At 75.4% G+C, this 23,599-nt stretch carries 22 protein-coding genes; 15 read left to right on the forward strand and 7 right to left on the reverse strand.

Annotated features, from left to right (window positions below):
* Positions 1 to 164: 164 nt before the first annotated feature.
* Positions 165 to 398 (forward strand): hypothetical protein, encoded by a 234-nt coding sequence (locus ACFC0B_RS30045; RefSeq protein WP_376092682.1) that lies wholly within the window; start codon positions 165 to 167, stop codon positions 396 to 398.
* A gap of 42 nt (positions 399 to 440) precedes the next feature.
* On the opposite strand, the gene ACFC0B_RS30050 is transcribed toward ACFC0B_RS30045, so the two are convergent.
* On the reverse strand, positions 441 to 1,814 hold the full coding sequence (locus tag ACFC0B_RS30050; RefSeq protein ID WP_376092685.1) for a cytochrome P450: 1,374 nt from the start codon (positions 1,812 to 1,814) through the stop codon (positions 441 to 443).
* Between the two features lie 302 nt (positions 1,815 to 2,116).
* Here ACFC0B_RS30050 and ACFC0B_RS30055 point away from each other — a divergent pair, with 302 nt between their 5' ends.
* On the forward strand, positions 2,117 to 2,593 hold the full coding sequence (locus tag ACFC0B_RS30055) for a peptidoglycan-binding protein (protein ID WP_376092688.1): 477 nt from the start codon (positions 2,117 to 2,119) through the stop codon (positions 2,591 to 2,593).
* 490 nt (positions 2,594 to 3,083) lie between these two features.
* Positions 3,084 to 3,422 (forward strand): hypothetical protein, encoded by a 339-nt coding sequence (locus tag ACFC0B_RS30060; protein ID WP_376092691.1) that lies wholly within the window; start codon positions 3,084 to 3,086, stop codon positions 3,420 to 3,422.
* A 49-nt stretch (positions 3,423 to 3,471) separates the two neighbouring features.
* Here the strand turns inward: ACFC0B_RS30060 and ACFC0B_RS30065 are convergent, their stop codons facing one another.
* Positions 3,472 to 4,410 carry an ADP-ribosylglycohydrolase family protein gene (locus tag ACFC0B_RS30065; RefSeq protein ID WP_376092694.1) on the reverse strand — a complete coding sequence of 313 codons (939 nt, stop codon included), beginning with the start codon at positions 4,408 to 4,410 and terminating at the stop codon, positions 3,472 to 3,474.
* Positions 4,411 to 4,468: 58 nt separating this feature from the next.
* On the opposite strand from ACFC0B_RS30065, the gene ACFC0B_RS30070 reads away from it, so the two are divergent.
* The 3 genes from ACFC0B_RS30070 (at position 4,469) to ACFC0B_RS30080 (ending at position 6,760) form a co-directional block, all read left to right on the forward strand.
* The gene (locus tag ACFC0B_RS30070) at positions 4,469 to 5,083 is read left to right on the forward strand and encodes a hypothetical protein (RefSeq protein WP_376092697.1); all 615 of its coding nucleotides are present in this window, start codon (positions 4,469 to 4,471) and stop codon (positions 5,081 to 5,083) included.
* A 105-nt stretch (positions 5,084 to 5,188) separates the two neighbouring features.
* Complete coding sequence (locus ACFC0B_RS30075; RefSeq protein WP_376092700.1) at positions 5,189 to 5,782, forward strand: phosphoribosylanthranilate isomerase; 594 nt, start codon at positions 5,189 to 5,191, stop codon at positions 5,780 to 5,782.
* 114 nt (positions 5,783 to 5,896) lie between these two features.
* On the forward strand, positions 5,897 to 6,760 hold the full coding sequence (locus tag ACFC0B_RS30080) for a class II glutamine amidotransferase (RefSeq protein WP_376092703.1): 864 nt from the start codon (positions 5,897 to 5,899) through the stop codon (positions 6,758 to 6,760).
* A 148-nt stretch (positions 6,761 to 6,908) separates the two neighbouring features.
* Here the strand turns inward: ACFC0B_RS30080 and ACFC0B_RS30085 are convergent, their stop codons facing one another.
* A complete protein-coding gene (locus ACFC0B_RS30085) occupies positions 6,909 to 7,547 on the reverse strand; it encodes a carbonic anhydrase (protein WP_376092706.1) in 639 nt (212 codons plus the stop codon).
* Positions 7,548 to 7,745: 198 nt separating this feature from the next.
* Here ACFC0B_RS30085 and ACFC0B_RS30090 point away from each other — a divergent pair, with 198 nt between their 5' ends.
* Positions 7,746 to 8,546, forward strand: a complete 801-nt coding sequence (locus ACFC0B_RS30090; RefSeq protein ID WP_376092709.1) for a hypothetical protein — start codon at positions 7,746 to 7,748, stop codon at positions 8,544 to 8,546.
* Between the two features lie 184 nt (positions 8,547 to 8,730).
* Here ACFC0B_RS30090 and ACFC0B_RS30095 read toward each other — a convergent pair whose 3' ends face one another.
* Genes ACFC0B_RS30095 through ACFC0B_RS30105 form a run of 3 tightly spaced genes read right to left on the reverse strand, consistent with a single transcriptional unit; the run spans position 8,731 to position 12,594 of the window.
* Complete coding sequence (locus tag ACFC0B_RS30095) at positions 8,731 to 10,275, reverse strand: sensor histidine kinase (RefSeq protein ID WP_376092712.1); 1,545 nt, start codon at positions 10,273 to 10,275, stop codon at positions 8,731 to 8,733.
* 32 nt (positions 10,276 to 10,307) lie between these two features.
* Entirely contained in the window at positions 10,308 to 11,051 is a 744-nt protein-coding gene (locus ACFC0B_RS30100) for a response regulator transcription factor (protein ID WP_376092715.1), read from the reverse strand.
* Between the two features lie 58 nt (positions 11,052 to 11,109).
* The gene (locus tag ACFC0B_RS30105; RefSeq protein WP_376092719.1) at positions 11,110 to 12,594 is read right to left on the reverse strand and encodes a streptophobe family protein; all 1,485 of its coding nucleotides are present in this window, start codon (positions 12,592 to 12,594) and stop codon (positions 11,110 to 11,112) included.
* Positions 12,595 to 13,049: 455 nt separating this feature from the next.
* Between ACFC0B_RS30105 and ACFC0B_RS30110 the strand changes: the two genes are divergently transcribed.
* Both ACFC0B_RS30110 and ACFC0B_RS30115 read left to right on the forward strand, forming a co-directional pair.
* Complete coding sequence (locus ACFC0B_RS30110) at positions 13,050 to 13,376, forward strand: MazG-like family protein (RefSeq protein ID WP_376092722.1); 327 nt, start codon at positions 13,050 to 13,052, stop codon at positions 13,374 to 13,376.
* A 143-nt stretch (positions 13,377 to 13,519) separates the two neighbouring features.
* Positions 13,520 to 15,349 (forward strand): ABC transporter ATP-binding protein, encoded by a 1,830-nt coding sequence (locus ACFC0B_RS30115; RefSeq protein ID WP_376092944.1) that lies wholly within the window; start codon positions 13,520 to 13,522, stop codon positions 15,347 to 15,349.
* 52 nt (positions 15,350 to 15,401) lie between these two features.
* Here the strand turns inward: ACFC0B_RS30115 and ACFC0B_RS30120 are convergent, their stop codons facing one another.
* Positions 15,402 to 15,893: a GNAT family N-acetyltransferase gene (locus tag ACFC0B_RS30120; protein ID WP_376092726.1), complete on the reverse strand. Its 492-nt coding sequence runs from the start codon at positions 15,891 to 15,893 to the stop codon at positions 15,402 to 15,404.
* 283 nt (positions 15,894 to 16,176) lie between these two features.
* Between ACFC0B_RS30120 and ACFC0B_RS30125 the strand changes: the two genes are divergently transcribed.
* From ACFC0B_RS30125 to ACFC0B_RS30150, 6 genes are all read left to right on the forward strand, one after another.
* Positions 16,177 to 16,617 (forward strand): hypothetical protein, encoded by a 441-nt coding sequence (locus tag ACFC0B_RS30125; RefSeq protein WP_376092729.1) that lies wholly within the window; start codon positions 16,177 to 16,179, stop codon positions 16,615 to 16,617.
* A complete protein-coding gene (locus tag ACFC0B_RS30130) occupies positions 16,614 to 18,335 on the forward strand; it encodes an NACHT domain-containing protein (RefSeq protein ID WP_376092732.1) in 1,722 nt (573 codons plus the stop codon). Before ACFC0B_RS30125 ends, ACFC0B_RS30130 begins: the two co-directional genes overlap by 4 nt.
* A complete protein-coding gene (locus ACFC0B_RS30135) occupies positions 18,335 to 18,832 on the forward strand; it encodes a hypothetical protein (RefSeq protein ID WP_376092735.1) in 498 nt (165 codons plus the stop codon). The genes ACFC0B_RS30130 and ACFC0B_RS30135 overlap by 1 nt, the downstream gene beginning before the upstream one ends.
* A 243-nt stretch (positions 18,833 to 19,075) precedes the next feature.
* Positions 19,076 to 20,248: a hypothetical protein gene (locus ACFC0B_RS30140; protein WP_376092738.1), complete on the forward strand. Its 1,173-nt coding sequence runs from the start codon at positions 19,076 to 19,078 to the stop codon at positions 20,246 to 20,248.
* A complete protein-coding gene (locus tag ACFC0B_RS30145) occupies positions 20,236 to 22,557 on the forward strand; it encodes a hypothetical protein (RefSeq protein ID WP_376092741.1) in 2,322 nt (773 codons plus the stop codon). Before ACFC0B_RS30140 ends, ACFC0B_RS30145 begins: the two co-directional genes overlap by 13 nt.
* Positions 22,554 to 23,597, forward strand: a complete 1,044-nt coding sequence (locus ACFC0B_RS30150; protein ID WP_376092744.1) for an AAA family ATPase — start codon at positions 22,554 to 22,556, stop codon at positions 23,595 to 23,597. The genes ACFC0B_RS30145 and ACFC0B_RS30150 overlap by 4 nt, the downstream gene beginning before the upstream one ends.
* Positions 23,598 to 23,599: the final 2 nt, after the last annotated feature.

Raw genomic sequence — 23,599 nt, forward strand, 5'->3', positions numbered from 1 at the left:
CCGCGCGGCCGCCCCCCCCCTATCCGCCGCTCCCCCCCGCCCCCCCCCTCCCGCCCGCCGCGGGCCCGCCCGCCCCGCGCGGCCCCCCCCCCCCCCCCCCCCGACTCCGCAACGCACCCGGCGGCCGTGGCGGCACGTACGGCCAATGGGCCTACGACCCCCACGTGTGCGACGACCCCACCGGGGTGCTGGGCCACTGGGGGATCGGGGGCGGTGGCGGGAGCACCGGCGCGGCCGGCGCGGGCGGTGCGGGCGGCGCTCCGGCCGAGGGCGTGCCCGCGACCTGCCCGGCCGACACCGGCAGGGGTGGCAGGGGCGGGGAGGGCACCGCCCGTCTCGGTACCCCGGGTGCCGCGGGGGAGCCCGGCGGCAACGGCTGTGTGACCATCACCTACTGACCGCGAACGGCCTCGGGCCTCGGCCCCGGGCGGTGGCGGGCATCAGCCGGCGTCCGCCGCCGCCCCGAGCCGTCCCCGGTCGAGCATCCGCAGCCGCAGGCGCTGCGGGCGCAGGACCGTGGTCAGCCGCACGGGACGGTCGTCCGGCCGGCTGCCCGGCACCGGGGCCGGCTGCCAGCGGGCGAGGAGGGTGGCCAGCGCGATCACCGCCTCGGCGCGGGCGTAGTCGGCGCCGAGGCACTGCCGGGGTCCGTTGGCGAACCCGGCGAACCCCCAGCGCGGCAGGGCGGCGGCCCGCTCGGGCAGCCAGCGGTCGGGGTCGAAACGGGCCGGGTCGGCGAAGATCCGCGGATTGTGGTGGGCGACGTAGGGGCTGAGCAGCACCTGGCTGCCGCGCGGCAGCGGGCGCCCGCCGAGCTCGGTGGCGCGCGAGCAGGTGCGCAGCAGCACCCAGCCGGGCGGGTGGAGCCGCAGCGCCTCGGTCAGCACCCGGCCGGTGCGGTCCAGCCGCGGCAGGTCGTCCCACCCGGCGGGCCGGCCGTCCGGCAGCACCGCGTCGACCTCCGCCTGCACGGCGGCCAGGGCCTCGGGGTGGGCCGTCAGCAGGCGCAGCGTCCAGGACAGCTGGGAGGCGGTGGTCTCGGTGCCGGCCAGCAGCATCGCCACGACCTGGTCGTGCAGCTCGGCGTCGGAGAGCGTCGAGCCGTCCTCGTCACGGGCCGCGACGAGCCCGGCCAGCAGGTCGGTGCGGCCCGGGCCGTGGGCCCGGTGGTCGCGCACCAGCTCGGCGACGGTCTGCCGCAGGGTGCGCACCGCCCGCCGGTAGCCGGGGCCGGTGGGCAGCATCCAGAGCCGCCGCAGCGCGCCGGCGAACGCGGTCTCGAAGGCGTGCTGCAGCCGCTCGGCCAGGGCGTCCGGCACCTCGGTGCCGAGCAGCGTGCGCGTCACCACCCGCAGGGTGAAGCGGTAGCAGGCGGGGAAGACGTCCACCACCTCGCCGTGCCGCCAGGAGCCGGCGAGCACCGCCGCCTCCCGGCTCATCACGGTGGCGTGGGCGGCCAGCCGCTCGGGCCGGAACTCCGGTTGCAGCATGCGCCGTTGGCGCCGGTGGTCGGCGTGGGCGCAGGTCGCGAGACCGTTGCCGAGGATCTCCCGGAAGCGCCCGTAGATCGGCCCGCCCTTGTCGAAGGTGCGGTCGTCGGCGTACACCTGCCGCAGCAGCTCCGGGTGGCTGGGCACCACCAGCCGGTACGTTCCCAGCCGGATCTCCACCAGGTCGCCGTACGCGTGCAGCCGCCCCAGGAACCGCGCCGGGTTCTTGGCCAGCGCGGGCAGGTGGCCGAGCAGCGGAACCGCCCCGGGCCGTTTCCCGTGCACATAGGTCGTGGTCGCGGCATCCCGCGCTGACGAGGACACAGCAGCAGGGTAGGCGCCCGGTGACCGGCGGACAACCGGCGCGCATTCACCGTCTCGCGCGCTCGGCCGGACGGTGGATTGCCGGGTGCGGGAGCAGGAATCCCGGCTCCGTGTACGGACAAGTGCCGGGAGCTGTCCGTCACCCGTCCTGAACTGCTGCGACACCGGAATTACCGGCTCGGGTCGGGCTCCTCGGGGCATTCCCTGCGGCCTTTCGGAAATCCGTGGTGGAAATGGTTCTTCGCATGCGATCGGTGCTAGCTTCGCCCTCGCCCCGATTCCCGCACGAGGGAGTAGAACCCATGGCATCGAACACGCTCACGAAAGCGCTGTTGGGAATTCTCACGGCAGCCGCCCTCGGCCTCGGCACCCTCGCCGGCGCCACCGCGGCCACCGCCGCGCCCGGCCCGAGGGCCACCGCCCCGCAGGCCCTCTCCCCGCAGGCCCCCGTCCGTGCCGCCGGCCTCCGGGCCGTCAACAACCTCGGCCTCAACACCACCGAGGCCAGGAGCGTCCAGTGCTACGTCCGCGACGCCGGCTACGACCCGGGCGCCATCGACGGCCAGCTCGGCACCAACAGCTGGAAGGCCTGGCAGAGCTTCCTCAACGACCAGGGCTACAACGCCGGCACCGTCGACGGCGCGGTCGGCCCCAACACCATCAGGGCCCTCCAGTACTTCCTCAACGACATCGGCTACGACACCGGCGGCATCGACGGCGTCGCCGGACCGAAGACCAAGGCCGCCTGGAAGGCGTTCGCCGACCTCGGCTGGTGCTGACCACCCGCCCTCCCGCGCCATCGGACGGAGCGGCCCGGCGGGATGGCGGTCCCCGGCGCGGAGCTGAGTACCGGTACTCATGCGAACGGCGCCCGATCCGGGCAGGATCGACGGCATGACGAGCGATCAGCAGGACGGGCCCGCCCCGAGGCGGCTGCCGGCGGCTCAGCTGCGGGACCGGCGTACGGGCCGGGCGGTGGCGCGATGATCTGGGCGCGCGGCGGCCCCGCGCGCGTCCCGGCGCAGGTGACCGGCGGGCGGGGATGCCCGGGCCTCGCCCATGTGACGGTCGGAGACCGGGAACCGGCCGGCGACGGCGGCACCCCCGCTGAGGACCAGGCCGTCGAGGGGTCGGATCCGGGGTGCGGGGGCGCCCCTCCGAAGGGGTGAGAACCGGCGGGATCGTGTGATTGTCATTCGTGGACGGATAAACGCAAGGGTGTCAGCCGCCGGCTGCCCCGAGCGCCGCCCCCGCGACAGATCGCGACAGATGGAGAAGCACGTGAAGAACCGGCCGGTCCCCCGCCCCGCGACCGCCCTCGCCACCTGCGCCACCGCCGCGGTGGCCGTCCTCGCCCTCAGCGCACCCGCCGCGCACGCCTCCTACTACAGCTACTCCTGCCGCAGCCTCTTCGTGGAGGTGGGGGCGGAGGGCGAACTGCGCATCACCGGAAGCACCTGCGCCCTGGACCGGGGGAACACCAACGACTCGGCGACCAGGGTGACCCTGCTCTCCGAGCGCGGCGCGGTGGCCTTCCTCTGCGACGGCGTCGAGACCAGCGCCGACCGCAAGAGCCTCTTCGCGCAGGGCTGCCGGCCCGAGCGCTGAGCCCCGTGGCCCCGGTCCCCCGGAAACCGTCCGGGGGACCGGGGCCTCGTCACGCCGGGTTCGGGGCCTCGGCGTCGGCGACCCAGGCGGGCAGCGGCTCACGGCGCGTCAGCCACTCCTCGGGCACCCCGGTCAGACCGGTGCGGGCCGCGACCACTCCGGCCGTGATGGCGCAGGTGGTGTCGACGTCCCCGAGGCCCTCGGCCGTCGTCCACAGGGCGGCGGTGAGGCTGCCCAGGTGGTGGGCGGCGGACCACAGGGCGAACGGGACGGTGTCGGCGGCCTGGACGCGCTGCCCGCTGCCCAGCACGTCGGCGGCCCGCCACGGCTCCGTCCCGGCGCCCAGGCCGGCGGCGCGGCGCAGGCCCTCGCGCACGGCCCCCGCCGGTGTCCGGTCGGCGACCTCGGTCAGCAGCTCCGAGCCCTCTGGGACGTGCCGGTCGGCCCGGCCGCGTGCGGCGAACGCGGCCGCCACGGCGACCGCCACCGCCCCGGCCACGCCCTCCGGGTGCGCGTGCGTCACCTCGGCCGACAGCGCCGCCTGCTCCGCCGCCTCCTCCAGATCCGCGTGGAACCAGGCCCCGAGCGGCGCCACCCGCATCGCCGCGCCGTTCCCGAAGCTGCCCTGGCCGCCGAACAGCTCGCGCGCCCCGGTCCGCCAGCTCCCCGGCGCCTGCGCGAGCCCGGGCAGCAGCCCGTGCATGCCGCGCCCGTAGCCGCGGCCCGGATCGGCCAGGTAGGTCGCCCCGAAGGCGAGCGCCAGCTTCTCCTGGTGCACCGCGTCGAACGCGGTCAGCACCCCGTACACCGACAGCGCCATCGCGGTGTCGTCGGTCCAGTGCCAGGGCTGCTCCTCCGGGATCCGGCGGCCCCTGATCTGGTCGAACGCCTCCTGGGGCGTCCGGAGCGGCGGGAACCAGCGCTCCCCGAATCCGTCCCCGAGGGCCAGGCCCTCCAGTGAGTCACGAGCGGCGGAAGACGATGTCATGACCCCATGCTCCCAGGTGTCTTCCTCTGCGGCGGATCCGTTCCTACGATGGGTCACCATGGCGGACAAGCGTCCTGAGGATGCCGCAGAGACGATCCGGAACCACGCGTCCGACGTCGAGGTGGGCGGTGACCTGTACCAGTTCGGGCGGGTCAACATCCACCTGCCGCAGTCGGAGCGCATTCCCGAGGTTCCGGTCACGGTCACGCTCAGTCGGCATGCGAACGGTTCTGTCGTCATCAGGGAAGGCGACGAGGAGGAGCGGATGACGGCGGGTGCTCCGGTTCTGGAGGTCCTCGTCGAGGGGCGTAGCGCCCACGCGGCGGTCCTCAAAGAGTTGCGACCCGTCATCCTCTCCCGCCGTCCACCTCGGCCGATACACCACTCCTGGTTCGCCGCAAGTGCGCTCCCGCTACGCCACTTCGAACTCGACCTCGACGCCGACATCCCGGAACTCCAACCGCTCGGAGCGAACTTCCCCTTCAAGGTGTCCCGCGGCGACCCGGAGCAGTTCGTGATCCGATGCCGTTCCACCCGGGACGAGGTCCGCTGGTTCCTGGAGCTCCACTGGGTGTGCGCCGGACGGCCGGGGATCGTCCGGATTCCCGAGGAAGGCAGCTTCGGCCTGTACCCGTCGATCCGCCCGCGCCCGGACGGGAAGCCGCACGCCTGACCGGGGACGACGCGGACGCGTTCCCCGCCGCGCACCCCGCCGGGCGGGGCTCGCGGCTGTACGCTGGCAGCCGCCGTCCAGAGGGGAGCGTCCGGGAACGTGTTCGTGAAGATCTGTGGTCTCAGTACCGCTGCGGATGTCGCCGCCGCCGTGGAAGCCGGTGCCGACGCGATCGGGTTCGTGCTCACCGAGAGCCCTCGCCGGGTGGAGGCCGCCCTGGCGCGGGAGCTGGCGGCGGCGGTGCCCGAGGAGGTGCTGACGGTGGCCGTGTTCCGGGAGGAGCCGGCCGCGTACGTGCGCGAGGCGGTGCGCGCCACCGGGATCCGGGCGGTGCAGTTGCACGGCAACCACCCGGCGTCCGCGTTCGGCGAGCTGTCCGACCTCGGGGTGCCGCTGATCAGGGCCACCTCGGCGGCGGCCGCGGCCGGTGCGGACTGCGGGGACTTCGGCGAGGACCTGCTGCTGCTCGACGCGCCGGTGGCGGGGGCCGGGGAGCCGTGGGACTGGTCCGAGCTGGGCACCAAGCCGCCGGCCGGGAAGTGGGTGCTCGCGGGCGGCCTGAGCCCGGCGAACGTCGGCGCGGCCATCGCCGTCGCCCGGCCGTGGGGCGTGGACGTCTCCAGCGGCGTCGAGGTCCGGCGCGGGGTCAAGGACCCGGCGCTGATCAGGGACTTCCTCCGGGCCGCCAAGTCCGCCTGACGTCGAGGCCTCGCCCCGCACCGCTCCCCGCGCCCGGTCCGGCTCCTCGGCCTACGGTGGAGGGAGCCGCCCGAAGGGCCGCGCGCCGCGATGCCGCGAGGAAGGTGGGCCGCAATGTGCCGCTGGCTGGCTTATTCCGGTTCCCCGATCATGCTGGAGGAACTGCTCTACAAGCCCGAGCACTCGCTGATCGACCAGAGTCTCCACGCCCGGATGGGCGTGGAGACGACGAACGGCGACGGGTTCGGCATCGGCTGGTACCCCGCCGACCACGGCGAGCCCGACCGGGTCGTGGAGCCGGCGGTCTTCCGGGGGGTCGGGCCCGCCTGGAGCGACCGGAACCTGCGGGAGCTGGCACACTGCGTGCGCTCGCCGCTGTTCGTCGCCCACATCCGCGCCTCCACCGGCACGGCGGTGCAGCAGACCAACTGCCACCCCTTCCGGTTCGAGCGGTGGCTGTGGCTGCACAACGGGGCGATCCACGAGTTCCCGAGGCTCAAGCGCGACCTGATGCTCGCGGTGGACGCCTCCCTCTTCCCGAGCATCGAGGGCTCCACCGACTCGGAGCTGATGTTCTACCTGGCGCTCACCTTCGGGCTGCGGGACGACGTGCCGGGCGCCGTCGAGCGGATGGCCGGCTTCGTCGAGGCGACCGCGGCCCGGCACGGCGTCGCCGACCCCCTCCAGATGACGGTGGCCGTTTCCGAGGGCGCGCGGCTGTGGGCGTTCCGGTACTCGAGCGGGCACGCCTCGCGCTCGCTGTTCTTCAGCAGCAGCGTCCACGCGCTGCGCGCCCTGCACCCGGACAACCCCGTCCTGCGGCGGGCGTCCGAGGAGACCCGCGTCATCGTCTCCGAGCCGCTGGGCGACCTGCCGGGGGCCTGGAACCCCGTTCCCGAGTCCAGCTACGCGGTCGTGCGGGAGGGGCGCGACGCGATCCGCCCGTTCAGGCCGCAGGCCGTCGCCGTCGCGGGCTGATCCTCGGCGTCCACGCCCGGAGGCCCGGGCGCGGGCGGTGGTAGCGGGACCGGGCGGCGCGCCACACCTCCGGCCGAGCACCTCCGGCCGGAGGTGCTCGGGAGGCGCGGGCCGAAGCTGCCGCCGGTCCTCGGCCGAGCCGGGACGGTCAGGAGGGCGAGTCGGCGGGGGCTTCCAGGCCGTGGGCCGTCACCAGGTGGGCGGTGCCGTCGGCCAGGCGGTAGGAGAGTCCGATCACCGCGGCCGTACCGGCCTCGACGGCCTGGGCGAGGGCGCGCGAGCGCTCCAGGAGGAGGTCGACGGTGTGCTCGATGTGGGTGTCGATGAAGTCGGCGTTGTCCGTGTGGCCGGCCGCGCGGGCGGCCAGCACGCTCGGGGTCACCCGCTCGATCACGTCCCGCACGTAGCCGGTGGCCGTGGTGCCGTCCTCCACGGCGGCGCGGGTGGCGGCGACCGCGCCGCAGGAGTCGTGGCCGAGGACGACGACCAGCGGGCTGCCGAGCACGCTGATGCCGTACTCGATGCTGCCGAGCACCTCCGAACCCACGACGTGCCCGGCGGTGCGGACCACGAACAGGTCGCCCAGGCCCTGGTCGAAGATGATCTCCGCGGCCAGGCGGGAGTCGGAGCAGCCGAACAGGACCGCGAACGGGCTCTGCGCCGGGGCGGTGGCGGCCCGCCGGGCCGCGTCCTGGTTCGGGTGCTCGGGGGCGCCCGCCGTGAATCGCCGGTTGCCGGCCAGGAGGGTCTCCAGGGCGGTGTGGACAGTCATTCGATCGCCGGTCATGGTGATCAGCCTACGGTGGGGCCCCGGGGCCGGGCAGCACGGGGGGACCGGATCGGGGGGCGGTGGTCACCGGTGATCGACTCGATCACCTGACCCTCTCCGGCCCTCGAACGGACACCGATCGATCATCATCGGTCGGTTCGCGGCATGAGCGGCCATCCGGCCCGCGCGGCGGCGCGGTCCGGGCAGGATCGGCTCATGACCGCGGCAGACATGGGCACCCTCGTTCCCGCCGTGCTCGCCCTTCCGATCGGCTTCATGGCGGCCTGGTGGACGAGGCGCTCCGGGGAGCGGGCGGCCGAGGCGACCTTGAGCGCGGCACGCAGCCAGGCGAGCGCCGCCACCGCCGCGTCCGACCTCCGGGCGCGGAACGAGCAGGAGATCCGGCAGCGGCGCGCGCTGGAGGAGGCGTCGTTCGGCTTCCTCCGGGCGGCCGACGCGTTCGCCGCGACGGTCCAGCGGCTGCCCGGCGTCGATCCCGATCAGCGCGGCGCACAGCTCGCCGAGCACGGCACCGCCGTGGAGTCGGCCATCGGGCCGCTGGAACTGCTGGCACCGCCGGAACTCGTCGCGCCCGCACGACAGTTGCTGGACCACTGCCGGACGCTGGAGAAGCTGGCCCTGGACCGGGCGGTGCTGCGCCCGGCCCTGAAGGCCCTGGAGGACGGCTGGTGCGACGAGGACGCCGAGGACTGCGACCACGACCGGCACGGGGCGGCCTGGGTCGCCTGGTGCCTCCTGGCGGAGTGGTCGGCGAAGAACTCCGAGGCGAGGCGCGAGGAGCGGGACCTCCTGGAGTACTGCCTCGAAGCCAGCGAACGCTTCTCGGCCGAGGAGACCGCCCGGGTCCTCGCCCTCGCGGACCGCTGTCCGGCGTCCTGGTCGGCCATGGTCGGCGGCCCCGTCCGCGACCCGCTCATGGAGCGCCTCGCCTCGCTGCGCGCCGCCTTCCTGGACGCGACGAGGTCGACGCAGCCGCACCTCTCGGCCGTGGCGTAGAGCGTTCGGCGGCCGGATCCGGGCGGTCGGCCGAGCAGCGCGTGCAACGCCGTCCCGACCGCTCCGCCGGGAACTCGATCCTCGCGATCATGGCGGGCCGGTTCGCCCGCCCACCTCGCGGATCGCGGCCGTCGACCGCCGGGCCGGTGGCGCCGGGCCGGTGGCGCCGGGTCGGTGGGCGGGCTCACGGATCCGTGCTCGGCGGCTCGCCGGCGGGCAGGGGCAGCAGGACGCGGAAGGTGCAGCCGCGGCCGGGGGCGGTGTCCAGGGTGATCCGGCCGCCGTGGGCGGCGACGAGGGCCCGGGCGATGGCGAGGCCGAGGCCGGAGCCGCCGGTGGTGCGGTCGCGGGACTCGTCGGTGCGGTAGAAGCGGTCGAAGACCCGGTCGCGCTCGGCCGGGGTGAGGCCCGGGCCCTGGTCGGCGACCTCCAGGACGGCGTGGCCGCCCGCGGTGCCGACGCCGACGCGGATCGCGGCACCGGGCGGGGTGTGGGTGACGGCGTTGCCGATCAGATTGGTGACGACCTGGCGCAGGCGGGCCTCGTCGGCGACGGCGGGGGCGTCGGCCGGCCGTCCGCCGCCGGGGCCGGTGAGGGTGACCGGGCGGGTCGCGTCCAGCGCGCGGACGTCCCGCAGGGCGTCGGCGGCCAGGGTGCGCAGGTCCATGGGGGCGAGTTCGAGGGCGAAGGCCGGCGCCCCCTCGGGACCGCCCGCCGGGCGGTGGACGTCCTCGTCGAGCCGGGCGAGCAGGAGCATCTCCTCGACCAGCCGTGCGAGGCGGGTGGACTCCGCGGCGATCCTGCTCATGGTGCGGTCGAGGTCCTCACGGGTGGCCAGCGCGCCCATGCGGTAGAGGTCGGCGTAGCCCTTGATGCCGACGAGCGGCGTGCGCAGTTCGTGACTGGCGTCGGCGAAGAAGCGCCGGGTCCGCGCCTCGGCCCGCGACCGGGCCTGGAACGCCGTGTCGATCTGACCGAGCATCTGGTTGAGACCGGCCGCCAGGCGCCCCACCTCGGTGTGCGGGGCGGCGAGTTCGGGAACGCGGTGGGAGTAGTCGCCGCCGGCGATCGCCGTGGCGGTCTCCTCGATCCGGGTCAGCGGCCGCAGACCCGAACGGACGGCGAACCACCCGACGGCGGCCAGCACCGCCAGCAGCGCGGCCCCCATGGTCAGGGAGAGGGCGCGGGTCTTGGCGACGGTGCGGTCGACCTCGTCGAGGGAGGTCGCCACGGCGACACTGCCCAGGGGACCGGCCTGGTCCGGCGCGACGAGGTGGGCGGGCCGGGTGAGGACGATCACCCGCCAGGCGCCGTCGCCCTCGTGCGAGGGCACCGTGAAGGGGCGGCCCCCGTGGGCGAGGACGGCCGCGCTGTCGAGGGGCGGCAGGGCGGGGCCGCCGCCGGGCGGGGCCGGGCTCAGGTCGAACGCCGGGCCGGCGGCGCCGTCGTCGTCGAGGTAGGTCACGGTCGTGTCCCCGAGCACGCCCAGGGCCTGGACACCCGTCGGGGTGCCGGTGCCGGCGGGGGGCGAGAGACGGGCCGCGATCTGGCCGGTCAGGACGAGGCGGTCGTCCACGCGGTCCTGGAGGTAGCCGTGCAGGGCGCCGGTGACGAGCAGGCCGGTGCCCAGCAGGCCGACGGCGACCAGGGCGGTCGACAGGCACAGCAGACGGGTGCGGAGGGACAGGCCGCGCAGCCTTCGCCGCAGCGATCGCGCGGCGGACGTCACGGGCGGGGGCTGGGTCGGGGGCGCGGCAGGCGTCACGGGCGGGGGCCGCGCAGCACGTAGCCCACCCCGCGGACGGTGTGGATGAGCTTGGGCTCGCCGCCGTCGACCTTGCGGCGCAGATAGCTGATGTAGGTGTCGACGATGCCGGCGTCGCCGCCGAAGTCGTACTCCCACACGTTCTGCAGGATCTGGTTCTTGGACATGGTCCGCCCGGCGTTGGTCATCAGGAAGTGCAGCAGGCGGAACTCGGTCGGCGACAGCCGCACGCCCAGCCCCGCCCGTGTGACGTGGTGGCCGTCCGGATCGAGTTCCAGGTCGCCGACGGTGATCCGGGCCGCCCGGTCGCCGCGGGTGCGCCGCAGCACGGCGTGGATCCGGGCGATGAGCTCCTCCAGGTCGAAGGGCTTGGTGAGGTAGTCGTCGCCGCCGACGCGCAGGCCGTGCAGCAGGGCCTGGCGGTCCTCGCGCGCCGTGACGAAGAGGACCGGCACGTCGCCACCGCGCCCGGGCTGGGACGCCCGGGGCCGGGCGCGCAGGCGGCCGATCACCTCGAAGCCGTCCATGTCGGGGAGCATGACGTCCAGCAGGACGAGGTCCGGGGTGCGCCGCGCGGCGAGTTCGAGGGCCTCGCGCCCGGTGCCGGCGGCGTCGACGTCGAAGCCGGCGAAGCGCAGCGCGGTGCGCAGCAGTTCCCGGACGGTGGGCTCGTCGTCGACGACGAGCAGGTGGTCCGGTCGCTCTCCCGCAGGTCGGGCCGGGGGTGTCGGTGCCGCCATGGTGTGCAGTGCCGCCTTCACGGACAGGGTCGGATGGGGTCCTCCCAGGATCACACGCTCAGGAGGCGGAGCCGGAGGAGCCCCGGGAGGAGGCGGCCGCGCGGGCCAGGCGCGGGGAACGGGCCGGGCGCTCGGCCCGCGCGGACTGCTCCCGGAGCTCCGGGCGGCGGGCCCGCCGCCCGTGGAGGAGGATGCCGCCGTAGCCGGCGACGGCGGCGAGGACGACCGCGCCGAGTGCGGACAGCCCCGGGCTTCCGTCGAGCCCGGCGGCCACGCCCCCCACCTCCCGGCCCATGAGATCGACCCCGATCCCCACCGACCCCCGGGCCGCCAGGGGCAGCAGGAGGAACGGGACGCCGACCGCGGTCCCCAGCCGCATGGCGATCTCGGCGTTCCGGCCGAAGACCGCCCGCGCCTCCTCCTGCCGGGTGCGCGCGGGGGTGCGTGCCGAGGAGAGGTACCCGGCGATCACCGCCAGGACCAGGGCGAGCAGCAGGCCGATCAGCCACAGCGGCAGGCCGGCGGCCGACCAGCCGCGGAGGTCGACCGACCGGTCGGTCGCCGGGCCGCCGAGGCCGCCCAGCATCCCGCCGCCCTCCGGCGTCAGGCGCTGCACCCCCGCCCCCCACGGGGTTCCCAGGCCGGCGGTGAGCAGCACGACGAGCAGGTTCGGGCCGACCAGCAGCAGCGCCCCCGCGGCCTTCGCCGCCTGCTCGCGGCCGGTCAGGGCCGCGAGGCCGGCCACCAGGGCGAGGACCAGGACCGAGCTGCACAGCACGGCCGCGATCCCGCTCAGCGCGGACGTCACGGCGTGCCACGACCGGCGCGCCTGCCCCAGTGCGAGGTGGCGCGAGGGTGTCGTGCGCCGGGCCGCGACGCAGCCGATGCCGAGGACGGCGCAGACCCACAGCAGGCCGAAGAACACGGTCACCGCGACGTCGATCTCGAAGGCCGCCGAGGACAGCCCGTCGGCGAGGCCCCCGCCGCCGAGTCCGCCGAGCCCTTCGGCCGCCTCGCCCCGGCCGAAGCGCCGCGCCACGTCCTCGGGCAGCCGGGCCGTTCCGTGCGCGGTGCCGGCCAGCAGCGGGAAGACCACCGCCGCGGCCGCCAGTGCCCCGCCGAACCTGGCCCACAGCAGCTCCGAGGCGGGCTGCGGCCGCCGGTACAGGGGCCGGAAGAAGCCCAGCGCCAGGACGGCCGTGCCCAGGAAGGTCACGGTCAGGGGCATCACCGAGACCGCGCCGGTCAGACCGAGGTCCAGGCCGCCGAGGCCCTCGCCGCCGCCGGACCCGCCGGACCCGACGGAGGCCGCCGACGTCACGGTGACGCCGCCGCCGAAGGCCATGCCCACCACGGTCGGCACCAGCCGGGACGCGGGCGCGATCGCGCCCGCGCCGAGGAGGGCCAGCGCCGCCCAGACGGCGGCGGCCATCGCCACCGCGGCGGCGAGGGTGGACAGCGCGCCTTCGAGCGCGTGGCGCCAGAGCGCGCGGGCGGACGCGGGACGCGGCGCACCGGGGCGGCGCGGCGGGGCGGCGGGCATGGGGAGTCTCCCTGGGGGCGGGCGCGGGCGTGCGGAGCGGGGCCGGCAGGGGGGCGGGCGTCCGAACCGGCCGGCGCGGGACCGCACCGACGCTGTCAGCCCTCCCTGTCCGCCTCCGCAGAGAACCTGTGAGCCTTCTGAGAACGCCGCCCACCACGGGAGGCCCGGCACCGGCGGCGCCCGGGCGCGGTCCCCCACCACGGGCCGTCACTCACAGAAGGCTCTGCGACGGCCCGCCCGTCGTCCGTGGCGCGGCCGGGCCCGGCATGCACCCGGTCAGGTGAACTTCCGGGAAGGTGCCGATCCGCGGGGGAGCGGTTCCGCCGTGGGAACGCCGGGTGGACCAGGGGCGGAGGCGTCCTGGACTGCTGCTCGAAAACGCCGCGTTCGCCACAGGCTCGCCGAGAACCGCCCGTGTTGAACGAGCGGTTCGAACAGCGGCAGGATCCCGCGCCATGGACGACACCTGGAAGACGCTCAACTCCCTTGCTCAACACCTTGATTCACACTCGGCGATGCTCGGTGAGCAGCGCTGGCTGGTGCAGATCGTGAAGCTCCAGGAGGAGGTCGGCGAGGTCGCCGAAGCCGCGATCGGGGCGCTCGGCGAGAACCCGCGCAAGGGGCGTTCCCATGACTGGGACGACGTGCGGAAGGAGGCCTGCGACGTCGCCGTGACCGCGCTCGTCCTGCTGGTCCGGATGGGCGGGGACCCCCGCTGGTTCTTCGAGGAGCACCTGCGGATGGTCGCCGCCCGCACACCTCCGCGACCGGTCGCGCCGTAGCACCCCGCTGTCGCTGTCGCTGTCGCTGCCGCTGTTCCTGTCCCGCCCGAGCGAAGGAGGACCTCTTGCCGCACGATCCCGCCGAGGACGACGAGCTGTGCCTGGTCGAGGAAGGGGACGAGTACTCGGCGCGCCTGGCGTCGATGACCTTCCGGCAGATGGTGGCCAGACTGCCGCGACTGACCGCCAGGTCGGTGGCGCTGGCGTGGCGGGTGGACCGTCCGGCGGTGCTCGGGCTGCTGGCCTGCCAGGTGGTCTCCGGCGTCGCCGAGGCCACCGGCCTGCTCGCGATGGCCGGCACGATCGGAGCCCTGTTCTCCTCCGGCCAGGTCGTCGACCGGCTGCTGGACGCCTGGGTGCCGGTCCTGGCGCTGGTGGCCGCGGCGGGTCTGCACGCCGTCCTGGGCATCGCCACGAACTGGCTGTCGTCCCGGCTGGTCCCGGCCGCCCAGCAGGAGGCCGAGGTGCTGTTCCTGGAGGCGGCGCTGGACGTCGAGCTGTCGGCCTACGACAGCCCCGGGTTCCGGGACCGCAAGGACGCCGCGGAGCGCGGGGCGGAGTGGGCCGGGGACCTGTTCGCCACCGGCCAGAACCTCATCGCCTCGGCGGCCACGACGGCGGCCGGCGCGCTGGTGCTGGCCTCGTTCCACCCGCTCCTGCTGCCGCTGCTGATCCTGGCGGGCCTGCCGCAGGCCTGGGCGCAGATCCACGCCGCCCGCACCGCCCGCCTGGCGTTCACCAGCACCATGAGCCTGTCCCGGATGAAGTACATGCTGCGCTGGCACCTGTCCGCCCGGGAGACCGCCGACCAGATCCGCACCGGCACGATGACCCCGTTCCTGATGCGCCGCTACCGGAAGGTCGCCACCGGGCTCTACGAGTCGCAGCGGCGCGCCGCCGCCCTCGGCGCCCGGTCCGCGCTGATCGGCGCGGCGTTCGGCGGACTGGGCTCCGGCGTCGTCTGGGCGGTGCTGGTGTGGCTGCTGTCCACCGGCCGGCTCTCGGCCGCCGCCGGCGGTGCGGCGGCGTTCGCCCTGCGGTCGGTGGCCTCCGGCACCAAGGGCGTCGCGAACGCCGGGGCCCGGATGTTCCGCGACGGCCTGTACCTCCAGGACTGGACCGACTTCCTCGCCGAGGCCGGGGGCTACCGCATCGACCGCGGCCGGGTCGTGCCGGAGGAGGTCCGCGAGGTCCGCGTCCGGAACCTCACCTACCGGTACGACGGCGCGGACCGCGACGCCCTGAGCGACGTGAGCCTCACGGTCCGGCGCGGCGAGGTGGTCGCGCTGGTCGGCGAGAACGGCTCCGGGAAGACCACCCTCTCCCGGCTCCTCGCCGGCCTGTACCTGCCCACCGCCGGCACCGTCGCCTGGGACGGCGTCGACACCCGCGACCTGGACCCGCAGCTGGCGTGGAAGCACACCGCGGTCGTCCCGCAGGACTTCGCCTGCTGGCCGTTCAACGCCCGCCAGAACATCACCCAGGGCCAGCCCGTGCCGGGCGGCGACGCCGCGATCCGCCGGGCCTGCGAGGCCTCCGGCGCCGACGAGGTCGTCGACGGACTCGGCCGCGGCCTCGACACCCTGCTGACCCGGGACTGGGCGGGCGGCGAGGCCCTCTCCGGCGGCCAGTGGCAGCGCCTCGCGCTGGCCCGCGCCTTCTACCGCCCGGCGCCGCTGCTGATCCTGGACGAGCCCACCTCCGCCCTCGACCCCCGCGCCGAGCACCGCGTCTTCGCCAACCTCCGGGACCTCGCGGCCGACCGGGCCGTCGTCCTGGTCACCCACCGGCTGGCGAACGTCTCGGTGGCCGACCGGATCGTGGTCCTCGAACACGGCCGGGTCATCCAGCACGGCACCTTCACCGAACTCGTCGCCCGGCCCGGCCGCCTGCGCGAGCTGTGGGAGCTGCAGAACGACCGCGCCGCCGTCCCGCCCCAGCGCACGGCTCCCGGCACCGAGCGGCCGCACTGACCCGTACGCCCCCTGCCGGCCGGTTCGGCCTCCTCCCGGTGCCCGGGACGGTTCAGCGCGGTGGCGGTGGGGCGGGCCTGTCGTCAGGGCGGCCGAGCGTCCGCGGCGGGCAGAGGTGGAACAGTTCGGGGTCACCCTCGTCGAGGCCGTGGAGGAGGCCGACCGCGCTCCACCCGGCCTGCCGGAGCAGCCGCTGCATCGGCTGGTTGGAGACGTTGGTCGAGGTGAACAGCTTCGGGGTTTCGCACCAGGCCGTCGCGGTGTCCAGCAACCGGCGGCCGACGCCGCCGCCCCGAGCCGATGGCGCGACCATCAGCATCGTGACGAATCCCTGCTCGAAGAAGGTGTACTCGACCACGCAGTAGCCGAGCGGGCCGGACGCGCCCTCCGCGACGATCGCCAGGCCCTGCCGGCACCACCTCCGGATGCTCGCCACACGAGCGCCGTCGCCCCGAAGCGCGACCGAGTCGATACCGGCCAGCGCATCCGTGTCCGACTCCCCGGCGCGCCGCACGACGAGTCCGCCGAGGTCCACTGCATCCATGGGGCCATCCTGTCAGCCCGCACCGCCGGCCCGCGCTGTCCCCCGGCACGCTCCGTCGTCGACCCGGACGCTCGTGGTCGTGGTCGTCGAGGAATGCCGTCCAGGGCCTTCTTCGAGGACGGCCGCGTCGGCCGGGTCGAACCAGGTGGGGCGGATGCGTAGGCGGGGACGGGGGTTTCGGCGGTTTCACCCTTCCGGGGGAGGGGGTCGGGATTCCGGGCACGTGGCGGGTGCCGCGCGGCTAGGGTCGCTGCACTGGCGAGGGTCCTGCAGGGGAGCGGGCATGGTGGGTGTGGAGCTGGCGGTCGGCTACCTCTTCGCGTGGGCCGTGGGCAAGGCACGGCGGGTGGCGGGCCGGGTGGATGCCGAGGTCGACCAGGCGCTGGACGCCGGGATGGACCACCTGCACGAGGTGGTGGTCTCCCGGCTGGGGGCCGACGAGCCGGCCCTGGAGCGGATCAGGGAGGAGGCCGGTTCCGGCCTGGCGGAGCCGACCGCGCGCACCCGGGAGCAGTTGGAGCTGGCCCTGGAACAGGCGGCCGCGCGGGACACCGGGTTCGCCGCGGCGCTGCGCCTGGCCGTGGAGGCGGTCGCGGCGGGCGCCCGGGCCGCCGCCGGTGCGGGCCGCGGCGGGGAGGCGGTGAGCGGGAACACCTTCAACGGACCCACCGCGCTCGTGGTCGGCGACCACGCCCGGCAGGACAACCACTTCGGCCCCTCGTGACCGACCCCGACCCGGGTCGCGGCGGTCCCGTCGTTTCCAACGGACCGGTCGCGCTGCTCCGTGGCGACCACAGCGTCCAGAACAACTACTTCACCGTTCCCGTTCCCGATCCGGTGGAGCTGGGGGCGCAGCAGTTGGGACGGGAGGTGCTGAAGCAGTGGGCGCGGGAGGCCGCCTCGCGCGACCTGCTGGGGCCGGAGCCGATCCCGGTGCGGTGGCGTGCGACGAGCGGCGGGGAGGTCGCGGACCACGCCGAGCGGACCGGGCACCCCGGCGGGGCGAGCACCGCCGACCTGGCGTCCTTCGCCGCGGAGCTCTCGCACCCGGACCGCCGCAGGCTGGTGGTCCTGGGCGGGCCGGGCAGCGGCAAGACCAGCCTGGCCGTCCTGCTGGTGATCGAACTGCTGCTGCGGATGGGGGCGGGCGAACCGGTGCCGGTCCTGCTGTCGCTCGCCTCCTGGCGGCCGGCCGAGGAGCACCTGGACGGATGGCTGGAACGGCAACTGCTGCGCGGGTACCCCTACCTGGAGCGCGGCACGCTGCGCGAACTCATCCGCCGCAAGCGCATCCTGCCGGTGCTCGACGGGCTCGACGAACTGCCGGCCGGCGAGCGGCCGGACGCTCTGGACGCGCTCAACGACGCCCTCGCGGAGGGCGTTCCGCTGATCCTGACGTGCCGGACCGACGACTACCGGGTGGCGGTCCGCGCATCCTCCGTCCTGCGGAGGGCCGCCGTCGTCCAGGCCGACCCGCTGACCGCCGAGGAGGCGGCGCGGTACCTGCTCAGGGTGGCCACACCGCAGCACCGGGAGCGCTGGCGTCCGCTCGCGGAGGCGCTGCGCGCCGACCCGTCGTGCCCCGCGGCCGAGGTGCTGACCGTGCCGCTGATGCTGTGGCTGTGCCGCACCGCCTACGCGCGTCCGCCCCGGGGCGCCCGTGCGGACGGGGACGCGACGGGGTACCCGGGGGAGCTCGCCGACCGCGACCGCTTCCCCGACACCGTGGCCGTGGAGGGCCATCTGCTGGACTCCCTGGTGCCGTCCGTCTACCGCAGGGAACCCCTGCCGCCGCCCCCGGCCTGTCGGAAGAAGGCGCGGGAGGCGCCGTGGGAGGGGCGGCGGACGGACCCGGAGCGGGTGTCCCGGTGGCTGGGCTTCCTCGCACGGCACCTGGAGCGGCGCGGTGAACCCGATCTCGCGTGGTGGGAGCTGGGCACCGCGGTCCGGCTCGGACCCCGCATGGTGGTGACCGGGCTGGTCTGCGCGGTGTGGGTCGGGGCCGTCGTCGGCCCCGTGGACGGGGTCGGGGCCGCCCTCGGCTACCCGGGGCCCGGCACCGGTCTCGGCCCCCGGCTGCTGCACGGGATCGTCATCGGGGTGGCCGACATCCTCATCAACGCCGTTCCGGCGGCCGTGGCCTTCGGCCTCGCGCACGGGATCGGCTTCGCGTTCAGGGGCGGGGCCCCGGAGCCGTCGCGCGTCCGGATCCGACTGGGCCGCGGTGCGGGGCGGGGGAGGGCCAGGTCCGGGCGCGAGATCCTCGCCCGAGCCGCGCTCGGGATCGTCGGCGGGCTGGCAGGCGGGATCGGGATCGGTCTGCTGCAGGGGATCGTCCGCGGGCTCCTCTGGGACGAACCGCTCGCGCTCGGGGTGGGGCTGGCCGGCGCGGTGCTCTACGGGGGCGTGTTCGCCGTCGCGGGCGCGCCCGCGGCGCCGTGATGGCCTGGTGCGAGGCGCCGGTCGCCATCGAATCGGCGCCGGGCCCCCGTGAACTGCTGGGCCGCAACCGCAGGACCGTGCTCCTGCAGTGGTGCATGCTGGCCCCGCTGTTCGGGCTTGCGGTCGGGGTCGCGGGCTGGCTCGGAGTCGAGCTGTTCGACGGGCACCTGTGGGGCATCCGGCTCTACTGGAACCTCCCGGCCGGCCTCCGGTTCGGGCTCCTCACGGCCTTCGGGGCCGGGCTCGGCGCGGCGCTCAGCCTGAGCGCCTGGGGCCAGTGGACGGTCTTCGCGCGCCTCTGGCTGCCGTTGACGGGGCGGCTGCCCCGTGCGGCGATGGACTTCCTGGAGGACGCCCATCGGCGGGGCGTGCTGCGCCAGGTCGGCGCGGTCTACCAGTTCCGCCACGCCCGGCTGCAGCAGCACTTCGCCCGGCCGCAGTACGTCGCCCGACCGCCGACGAGCCCCGCCGGGGAGTCCTTCCAGCGGCGAGGGTGAGCGGGCGGCGCTCCCTCGGCGGGCACCCGGACCGTGCGGGCGGGCGAACGGTCCGGGCGCCCGCGGCGGTTCAGGCGGAGCCGAGGGCGGCGGCGAAGGCCCCTTCCAGACGGGGGATCCAGTCCACAGGACGAAGACCGGAAATCCACAACCCCGCACGCGTGCAGGCGCCCGCGGCCTAGAATCCGAGCGACCGCGCAGTGCGGCCGGGCACGGTCGGACCTGATGCCGGAGCGGGAGCGCATGAACCGATCGATCGTCTTCGTCCACGGCACCGGTGTGCGGGCGGCGTCGTACACCCGGACGCTGCGGGCGGTCCGTGACGGTGTGGCGGGGATGCGGCCCGGCACGACGGTCCACGGCTGCTTCTGGGGCGAAGCCCTCGGCTCGTCGATGGCCCTGGGCGGCGCCTCGATACCCGACTACGACGGAACCGGCGGGGGAAGCGCCGCCGACGACGAGGTCGCCGCCTGGGGCGTGCTGTACCACGACCCGTGGCACGAGCTGCGGTTGCTCACCCTGATCGCGCCGCCTGCGGGCGGCCTCATGCGAGCCGGTGAGCCGCCGTCCGCCGCGTTCCTGCGGACCGTCCGGACCTACGCCCCCGGCCCGGAGCTGCGGGAGGCCCTGGAGTCCGCGGAGCTGCTGCCCTCCTTCGAGGCCGCCCTCGCGGAGCTCCGGGACCGCCCTGAGCTGCGCGACGCGGCCGGCACCGCCGACAGCACCGGTGACGAGCACCGCCGCGCCGCCGCGCGCGCCGTTCTCGCGCGCACCCTGGCCGGTGCCGCCGAGGACGGCCCGACCGTCCTCGACGGCGGAACCCGCGACCACCTGATGGCACTGCTCGGCGCCGAGTTGGCGACCGACGGCCGGTCGGCGAAGGGGCTGCTCCGCAAGGCTTCCGCCCCCGTGCTGCTCGGGCTGACCTCGCTGCTCACCCGCCGGCGCGGCCGGATCGGCGACACCTCGCTGCCGTTCCTCGGTGACATCCTGCGCTACCAGGCCCGCGGCGGCGCCGTCCGCGACCTGATCCGCCGCACTGTCGACGATGCGCCGGGTGAGAACGTCACCGTCATCGCGCACAGCCTCGGCGGGGTGGCCGCCGTCGACCTGCTGATCCAGCAGGACGTGCCCCGGGTCGACGAACTGATCACCGTGGGCAGCCAGGCCGCCCACTTCCACGAGATCGGGGCGCTGGTCTCGCTGGAGCCCGGCGCCGACCCGCCCGCGCACTTCCGGGCGCGCTGGCTCAACGTCTACGATCCGCGGGACCTGCTGTCCTTCACCGCCGCCCCGGTGTTCCCCGGACGCGCCACCGACGCCGAGGTCGACAACCGCCAGCCGTTCCCCACCGCCCACAGCGCCTACTGGGGCAACGAGCAGATGTGGAAGGCCATCGCCGGATGGTCGGCCTGAGCCCCGCCGCCCCGGTCCGCGGCTGCCCGGGCCACCCCGGCCCCGACCCCGACCCCGGATCCGTCCGCGCCGTGGTGGTCGGCATCGAGGACTACCCGGACTTCCCGCTCGACGGGCCCGCCTCCGACGCCGTGGACTTCTGCGCCTGGCTGCGGGAGCGGGGGGTCCCGGCCGGGAACATCTCGCTCTGGCTCGCCCCGACCGGGACCCGCCGCGCCGCCGTGACGGAGCGTGCCCGCGGCCTCGGCATCGATCCGGCGGAACTCGGCCGCCACGACTGGTCACGCCTGCTCGGGTTCCTCCGCTCGCAGGGCACCCACCGCTGGGACCTGCTCTACGTCTACTGGGCCGGCCACGGGGTCATGGCGGAGGGGGGAAGACGTCTGCTGCTCCTTCCCGAGAGCACGGACGACAACCCGACCTGTCTCGACCTCACGGAGCTCCTGGAACTGACCAGCGACCCGAACCTGTGGCAGGCCGCCCACCAGATCTACCTGGTCGATGCCTGCGCCGTGTACGCCGAGGCCTACCGGGGCGGTCCGAAGCCGACCGTCTACCCCCTCGGCTCGGTCCGGCGCGACGACGTCTGCCAGTTCGCGGCCTGCGCGGCCGGGCCCGGGCAGTCCGCCCGCGAGGCCCTGGGACGCGGCCTCTTCTCCGGGGCCCTCCTCCAGTGGCTGCGGCTGGCCGGCCGTGACCGGTTGATGCCCGATCTCCTGTCCCTCAGCGAGGAGTTGGGCACCCTGGTGGCGCCCCGACCGTCGTCGGCCGGCCAGACACCCACCTACCTGTGGATCCAGGACTGGGGCCGTGACCAGCACCTGCACACGTTCCGTGACGCCCCGGCGCCGGACCCGGAAGCCGTTCGCGGGGTCGTCCGGGCGCTCCTCCACGCGTTGCCCGGCCACGACCTCGCCCCCTACGCGCGCAACCTGGCCGCGGCCTTCGGCCGGCGATCGCCCGGCCCCGACGAGGCCGCCGCCGCCCTGGCCGCGCTGCTGATCGGCGAGCCGCGCGGGCTGGCGGCCCTCACCGAACTGGTCGGCCAGACGGCCCCGGCCGAGGCCAGAAGACTCACCGCACTCTCCTGGGTGCTCTCCCAGCACCTCACCCCGCTGGTCCTCTCTCCGCGCGAGTACGGCGAACTCCGCGCCGCGCTGGCGGCGTTGCCCGCGGTGACGGCCCAGCAGATCCGCAGCTGCGCCAAACGGACGCAGCCCGCCGGGCTGCTGTCGCGCCGGACCGACCCCGCGGGTGACGACGGGCCGGCGCTGCTGACCGCCGCGGTCGAGCACTTCGACCGCCTGAGCGGACTCGACGCGCTCCCCGGCGGTCAGGACGACCGGACGGGAATCCCGTACCTGGTGTGGTTCGTCGAACACCTGCGGGCCCTCGCCGCCGGAGGCACCGTCACGGACGCCCGGCTGGAGGCCTGGACCAGGGAGGCGACCACCGTCCGCGGGGTGTCGGCCGACGCCCTCGCCACCCTGCGGCTCGCCGCCACCCACTGGGCGCGGGAGACCGGGCCACCCACCAGGCCGACCCGGGTCGTCGTGGAACTGGAGCCGTACGAGAGGCTGGACCGCGCCCGCAGCCGCTACCAGTGCTGGGTCTGGGTCGACACCGGCGACGGCGAGCTGTCGCTCCACTCGGCCCACCCCGACACACCGTGCTCGGAGCAGGAGGCCGTCCGGCGGATCCTGGCCGCCGCCCGGGAGGTCAGCGGCAACCGGTCCGACGCCGAGCAGATCGTCGAGGTCGTGGTGCGACCGAGCGAGAGCCACCTGCCGATCGACGACTGGCGGGCCGAGCTGCCCGGAAGCCCCAGACCCGGCATCCTCGGCGCGGAGCACCCGGTCGTCCTGCGGTTCGCGACCACCGTCGACCTCACCGGCGACCGCACCTTCCGCTGGGGCTCCGGGAACACCGACCTGATCGTGCTGCGGGACGAGGACGCCGAGGCCGACCTGGCCTACCTCCAGCTCACCAAGCACCACGACGCCGCGCGCGCCGTCGTCGTCTCCGGGCCCGGCCGCCGCTCGCACCTGGTGCGCACGGCGCACGAACGCGGCTACCCCGTGGTCATCTGGGCCCGGGACGCGGCCGCCGCGATCACCCGCGCCGCGTTCGACCCGCTCGAACCGGCCGGCGACCTGGAACGGCTCCCGGCCCGCCTGCGCGAGCACCGCTGCTTCCCCGGCGAGGTCGCCTTCGCCGTGCTGTGGGAGCCGCCGGACCGCCCCCTGCCCCGCCAGGTCCGCCGCGAGGCGCACGCCCTCCGCCGCCACGAGAGTGAGAGCCCCCAGTGAGCGACCAGCACCCGACCGAGGCCGCCCGCCCGTCCGCGGACCCCCGACGGCCCGAACCCGCCGGACCGCCGCCGTGGCGGGTCTTCCACGGCACCGGCGAGGCCGGCCGCCCACCGCTGCCGCAGCCGCCGCCCTGGCGCACCTTCGCCACCGGAACCGCCGACGGCCGCGACGCCGACACCGCCCCGGCCCCGGAGCGCGGTGCCCGCTACGTCTTCCGCGACGAGACGCACATCGACGTCGTCAACGCGGCGATCCACCTGCGCCGCCCCCTCCTCGTCACCGGCGCCCCGGGCACCGGGAAGTCGACCCTGGCCTACGCCGTCGCCCGCGAACTGGGCCTGGGCGACGTCCTGCGCTGGTCCGTCAACAGCCGCTCCACGCTCCAGTCCGCGCTCTACCACTACGACGCGATCGGCCGGCTCCACGAACGCGGCCTGCCCGGCGGGGACCAGGACGCCCCGTCCGACGCGGGAATCGGCCGCTTCGTCCGGCTCGGCCCGCTGGGCACCGCCCTCGTGCCCGCCGACCGACCGCGGATGCTCCTCGTCGACGAACTCGACAAGGGCGACCTGGACCTGGCCAACGACCTGCTCACCGTCTTCGAGGAGGGCTGCTTCGACATCCCCGAACTCGCCCGGATCGCCGACACGGTGCCCGTCGTCCAGGTCCGCACCGGCGACCGCGGCGGCTCGGCGACGGTCACCGACGGCACCGTCCAGTGCACGGAGTTCCCCGTCGTCGTCATCACCAGCAACGGCGAACAGGACTTCCCACCCGCCTTCCTGCGCCGCTGCATCCCGCTCGACCTGCCGCAGCCCGACGGCGACCGGCTGCGCGAGATCGTCCGCGCCCACCTGCCCGGCGCCGACCTGGCCGAAACCGAGCGCCTCATCTCCGAGTTCCTGAGCCTGCGCAACGGCCAGGACCTCGCCACCGACCAGATCCTCAACGCCGTCCACCTGCGCACCGGTGGCGCGGACCTCGACGGCCGCGACCTGCTCAGGACCGTCTTCCACCCGCTCAACGGCACGGGCTGACC

The sequence above is a fragment of the Kitasatospora sp. NPDC056184 genome (genome assembly GCF_042268405.1).
In the GTDB taxonomy this organism is placed as follows: domain Bacteria; phylum Actinomycetota; class Actinomycetes; order Streptomycetales; family Streptomycetaceae; genus Kitasatospora.

What these genes read in the sequence shown, in the direction of transcription:
- ACFC0B_RS30055 (WP_376092688.1), top strand. Translation starts at nt 2,117, where the DNA reads ATGGCATCGAACACGCTCACGAAAGCGCTGTTGGGAATTCTCACGGCA.
- ACFC0B_RS30060 (WP_376092691.1), top strand. Translation starts at nt 3,084, where the DNA reads ATGGAGAAGCACGTGAAGAACCGGCCGGTCCCCCGCCCCGCGACCGCC.
- ACFC0B_RS30065 (WP_376092694.1), bottom strand. Translation starts at nt 4,410, where the DNA reads ATGACATCGTCTTCCGCCGCTCGTGACTCACTGGAGGGCCTGGCCCTC.
- ACFC0B_RS30070 (WP_376092697.1), top strand. Translation starts at nt 4,469, where the DNA reads ATGGCGGACAAGCGTCCTGAGGATGCCGCAGAGACGATCCGGAACCAC.
- ACFC0B_RS30080 (WP_376092703.1), top strand. Translation starts at nt 5,897, where the DNA reads ATGTGCCGCTGGCTGGCTTATTCCGGTTCCCCGATCATGCTGGAGGAA.
- ACFC0B_RS30085 (WP_376092706.1), bottom strand. Translation starts at nt 7,547, where the DNA reads ATGACCGGCGATCGAATGACTGTCCACACCGCCCTGGAGACCCTCCTG.
- ACFC0B_RS30090 (WP_376092709.1), top strand. Translation starts at nt 7,746, where the DNA reads ATGACCGCGGCAGACATGGGCACCCTCGTTCCCGCCGTGCTCGCCCTT.
- ACFC0B_RS30100 (WP_376092715.1), bottom strand. Translation starts at nt 11,051, where the DNA reads ATGGCGGCACCGACACCCCCGGCCCGACCTGCGGGAGAGCGACCGGAC.
- ACFC0B_RS30105 (WP_376092719.1), bottom strand. Translation starts at nt 12,594, where the DNA reads ATGCCCGCCGCCCCGCCGCGCCGCCCCGGTGCGCCGCGTCCCGCGTCC.
- ACFC0B_RS30110 (WP_376092722.1), top strand. Translation starts at nt 13,050, where the DNA reads ATGGACGACACCTGGAAGACGCTCAACTCCCTTGCTCAACACCTTGAT.
- ACFC0B_RS30115 (WP_376092944.1), top strand. Translation starts at nt 13,520, where the DNA reads ATGACCTTCCGGCAGATGGTGGCCAGACTGCCGCGACTGACCGCCAGG.
- ACFC0B_RS30120 (WP_376092726.1), bottom strand. Translation starts at nt 15,893, where the DNA reads ATGGATGCAGTGGACCTCGGCGGACTCGTCGTGCGGCGCGCCGGGGAG.
- ACFC0B_RS30125 (WP_376092729.1), top strand. Translation starts at nt 16,177, where the DNA reads ATGGTGGGTGTGGAGCTGGCGGTCGGCTACCTCTTCGCGTGGGCCGTG.
- ACFC0B_RS30135 (WP_376092735.1), top strand. Translation starts at nt 18,335, where the DNA reads ATGGCCTGGTGCGAGGCGCCGGTCGCCATCGAATCGGCGCCGGGCCCC.
- ACFC0B_RS30140 (WP_376092738.1), top strand. Translation starts at nt 19,076, where the DNA reads ATGAACCGATCGATCGTCTTCGTCCACGGCACCGGTGTGCGGGCGGCG.
- ACFC0B_RS30145 (WP_376092741.1), top strand. Translation starts at nt 20,236, where the DNA reads ATGGTCGGCCTGAGCCCCGCCGCCCCGGTCCGCGGCTGCCCGGGCCAC.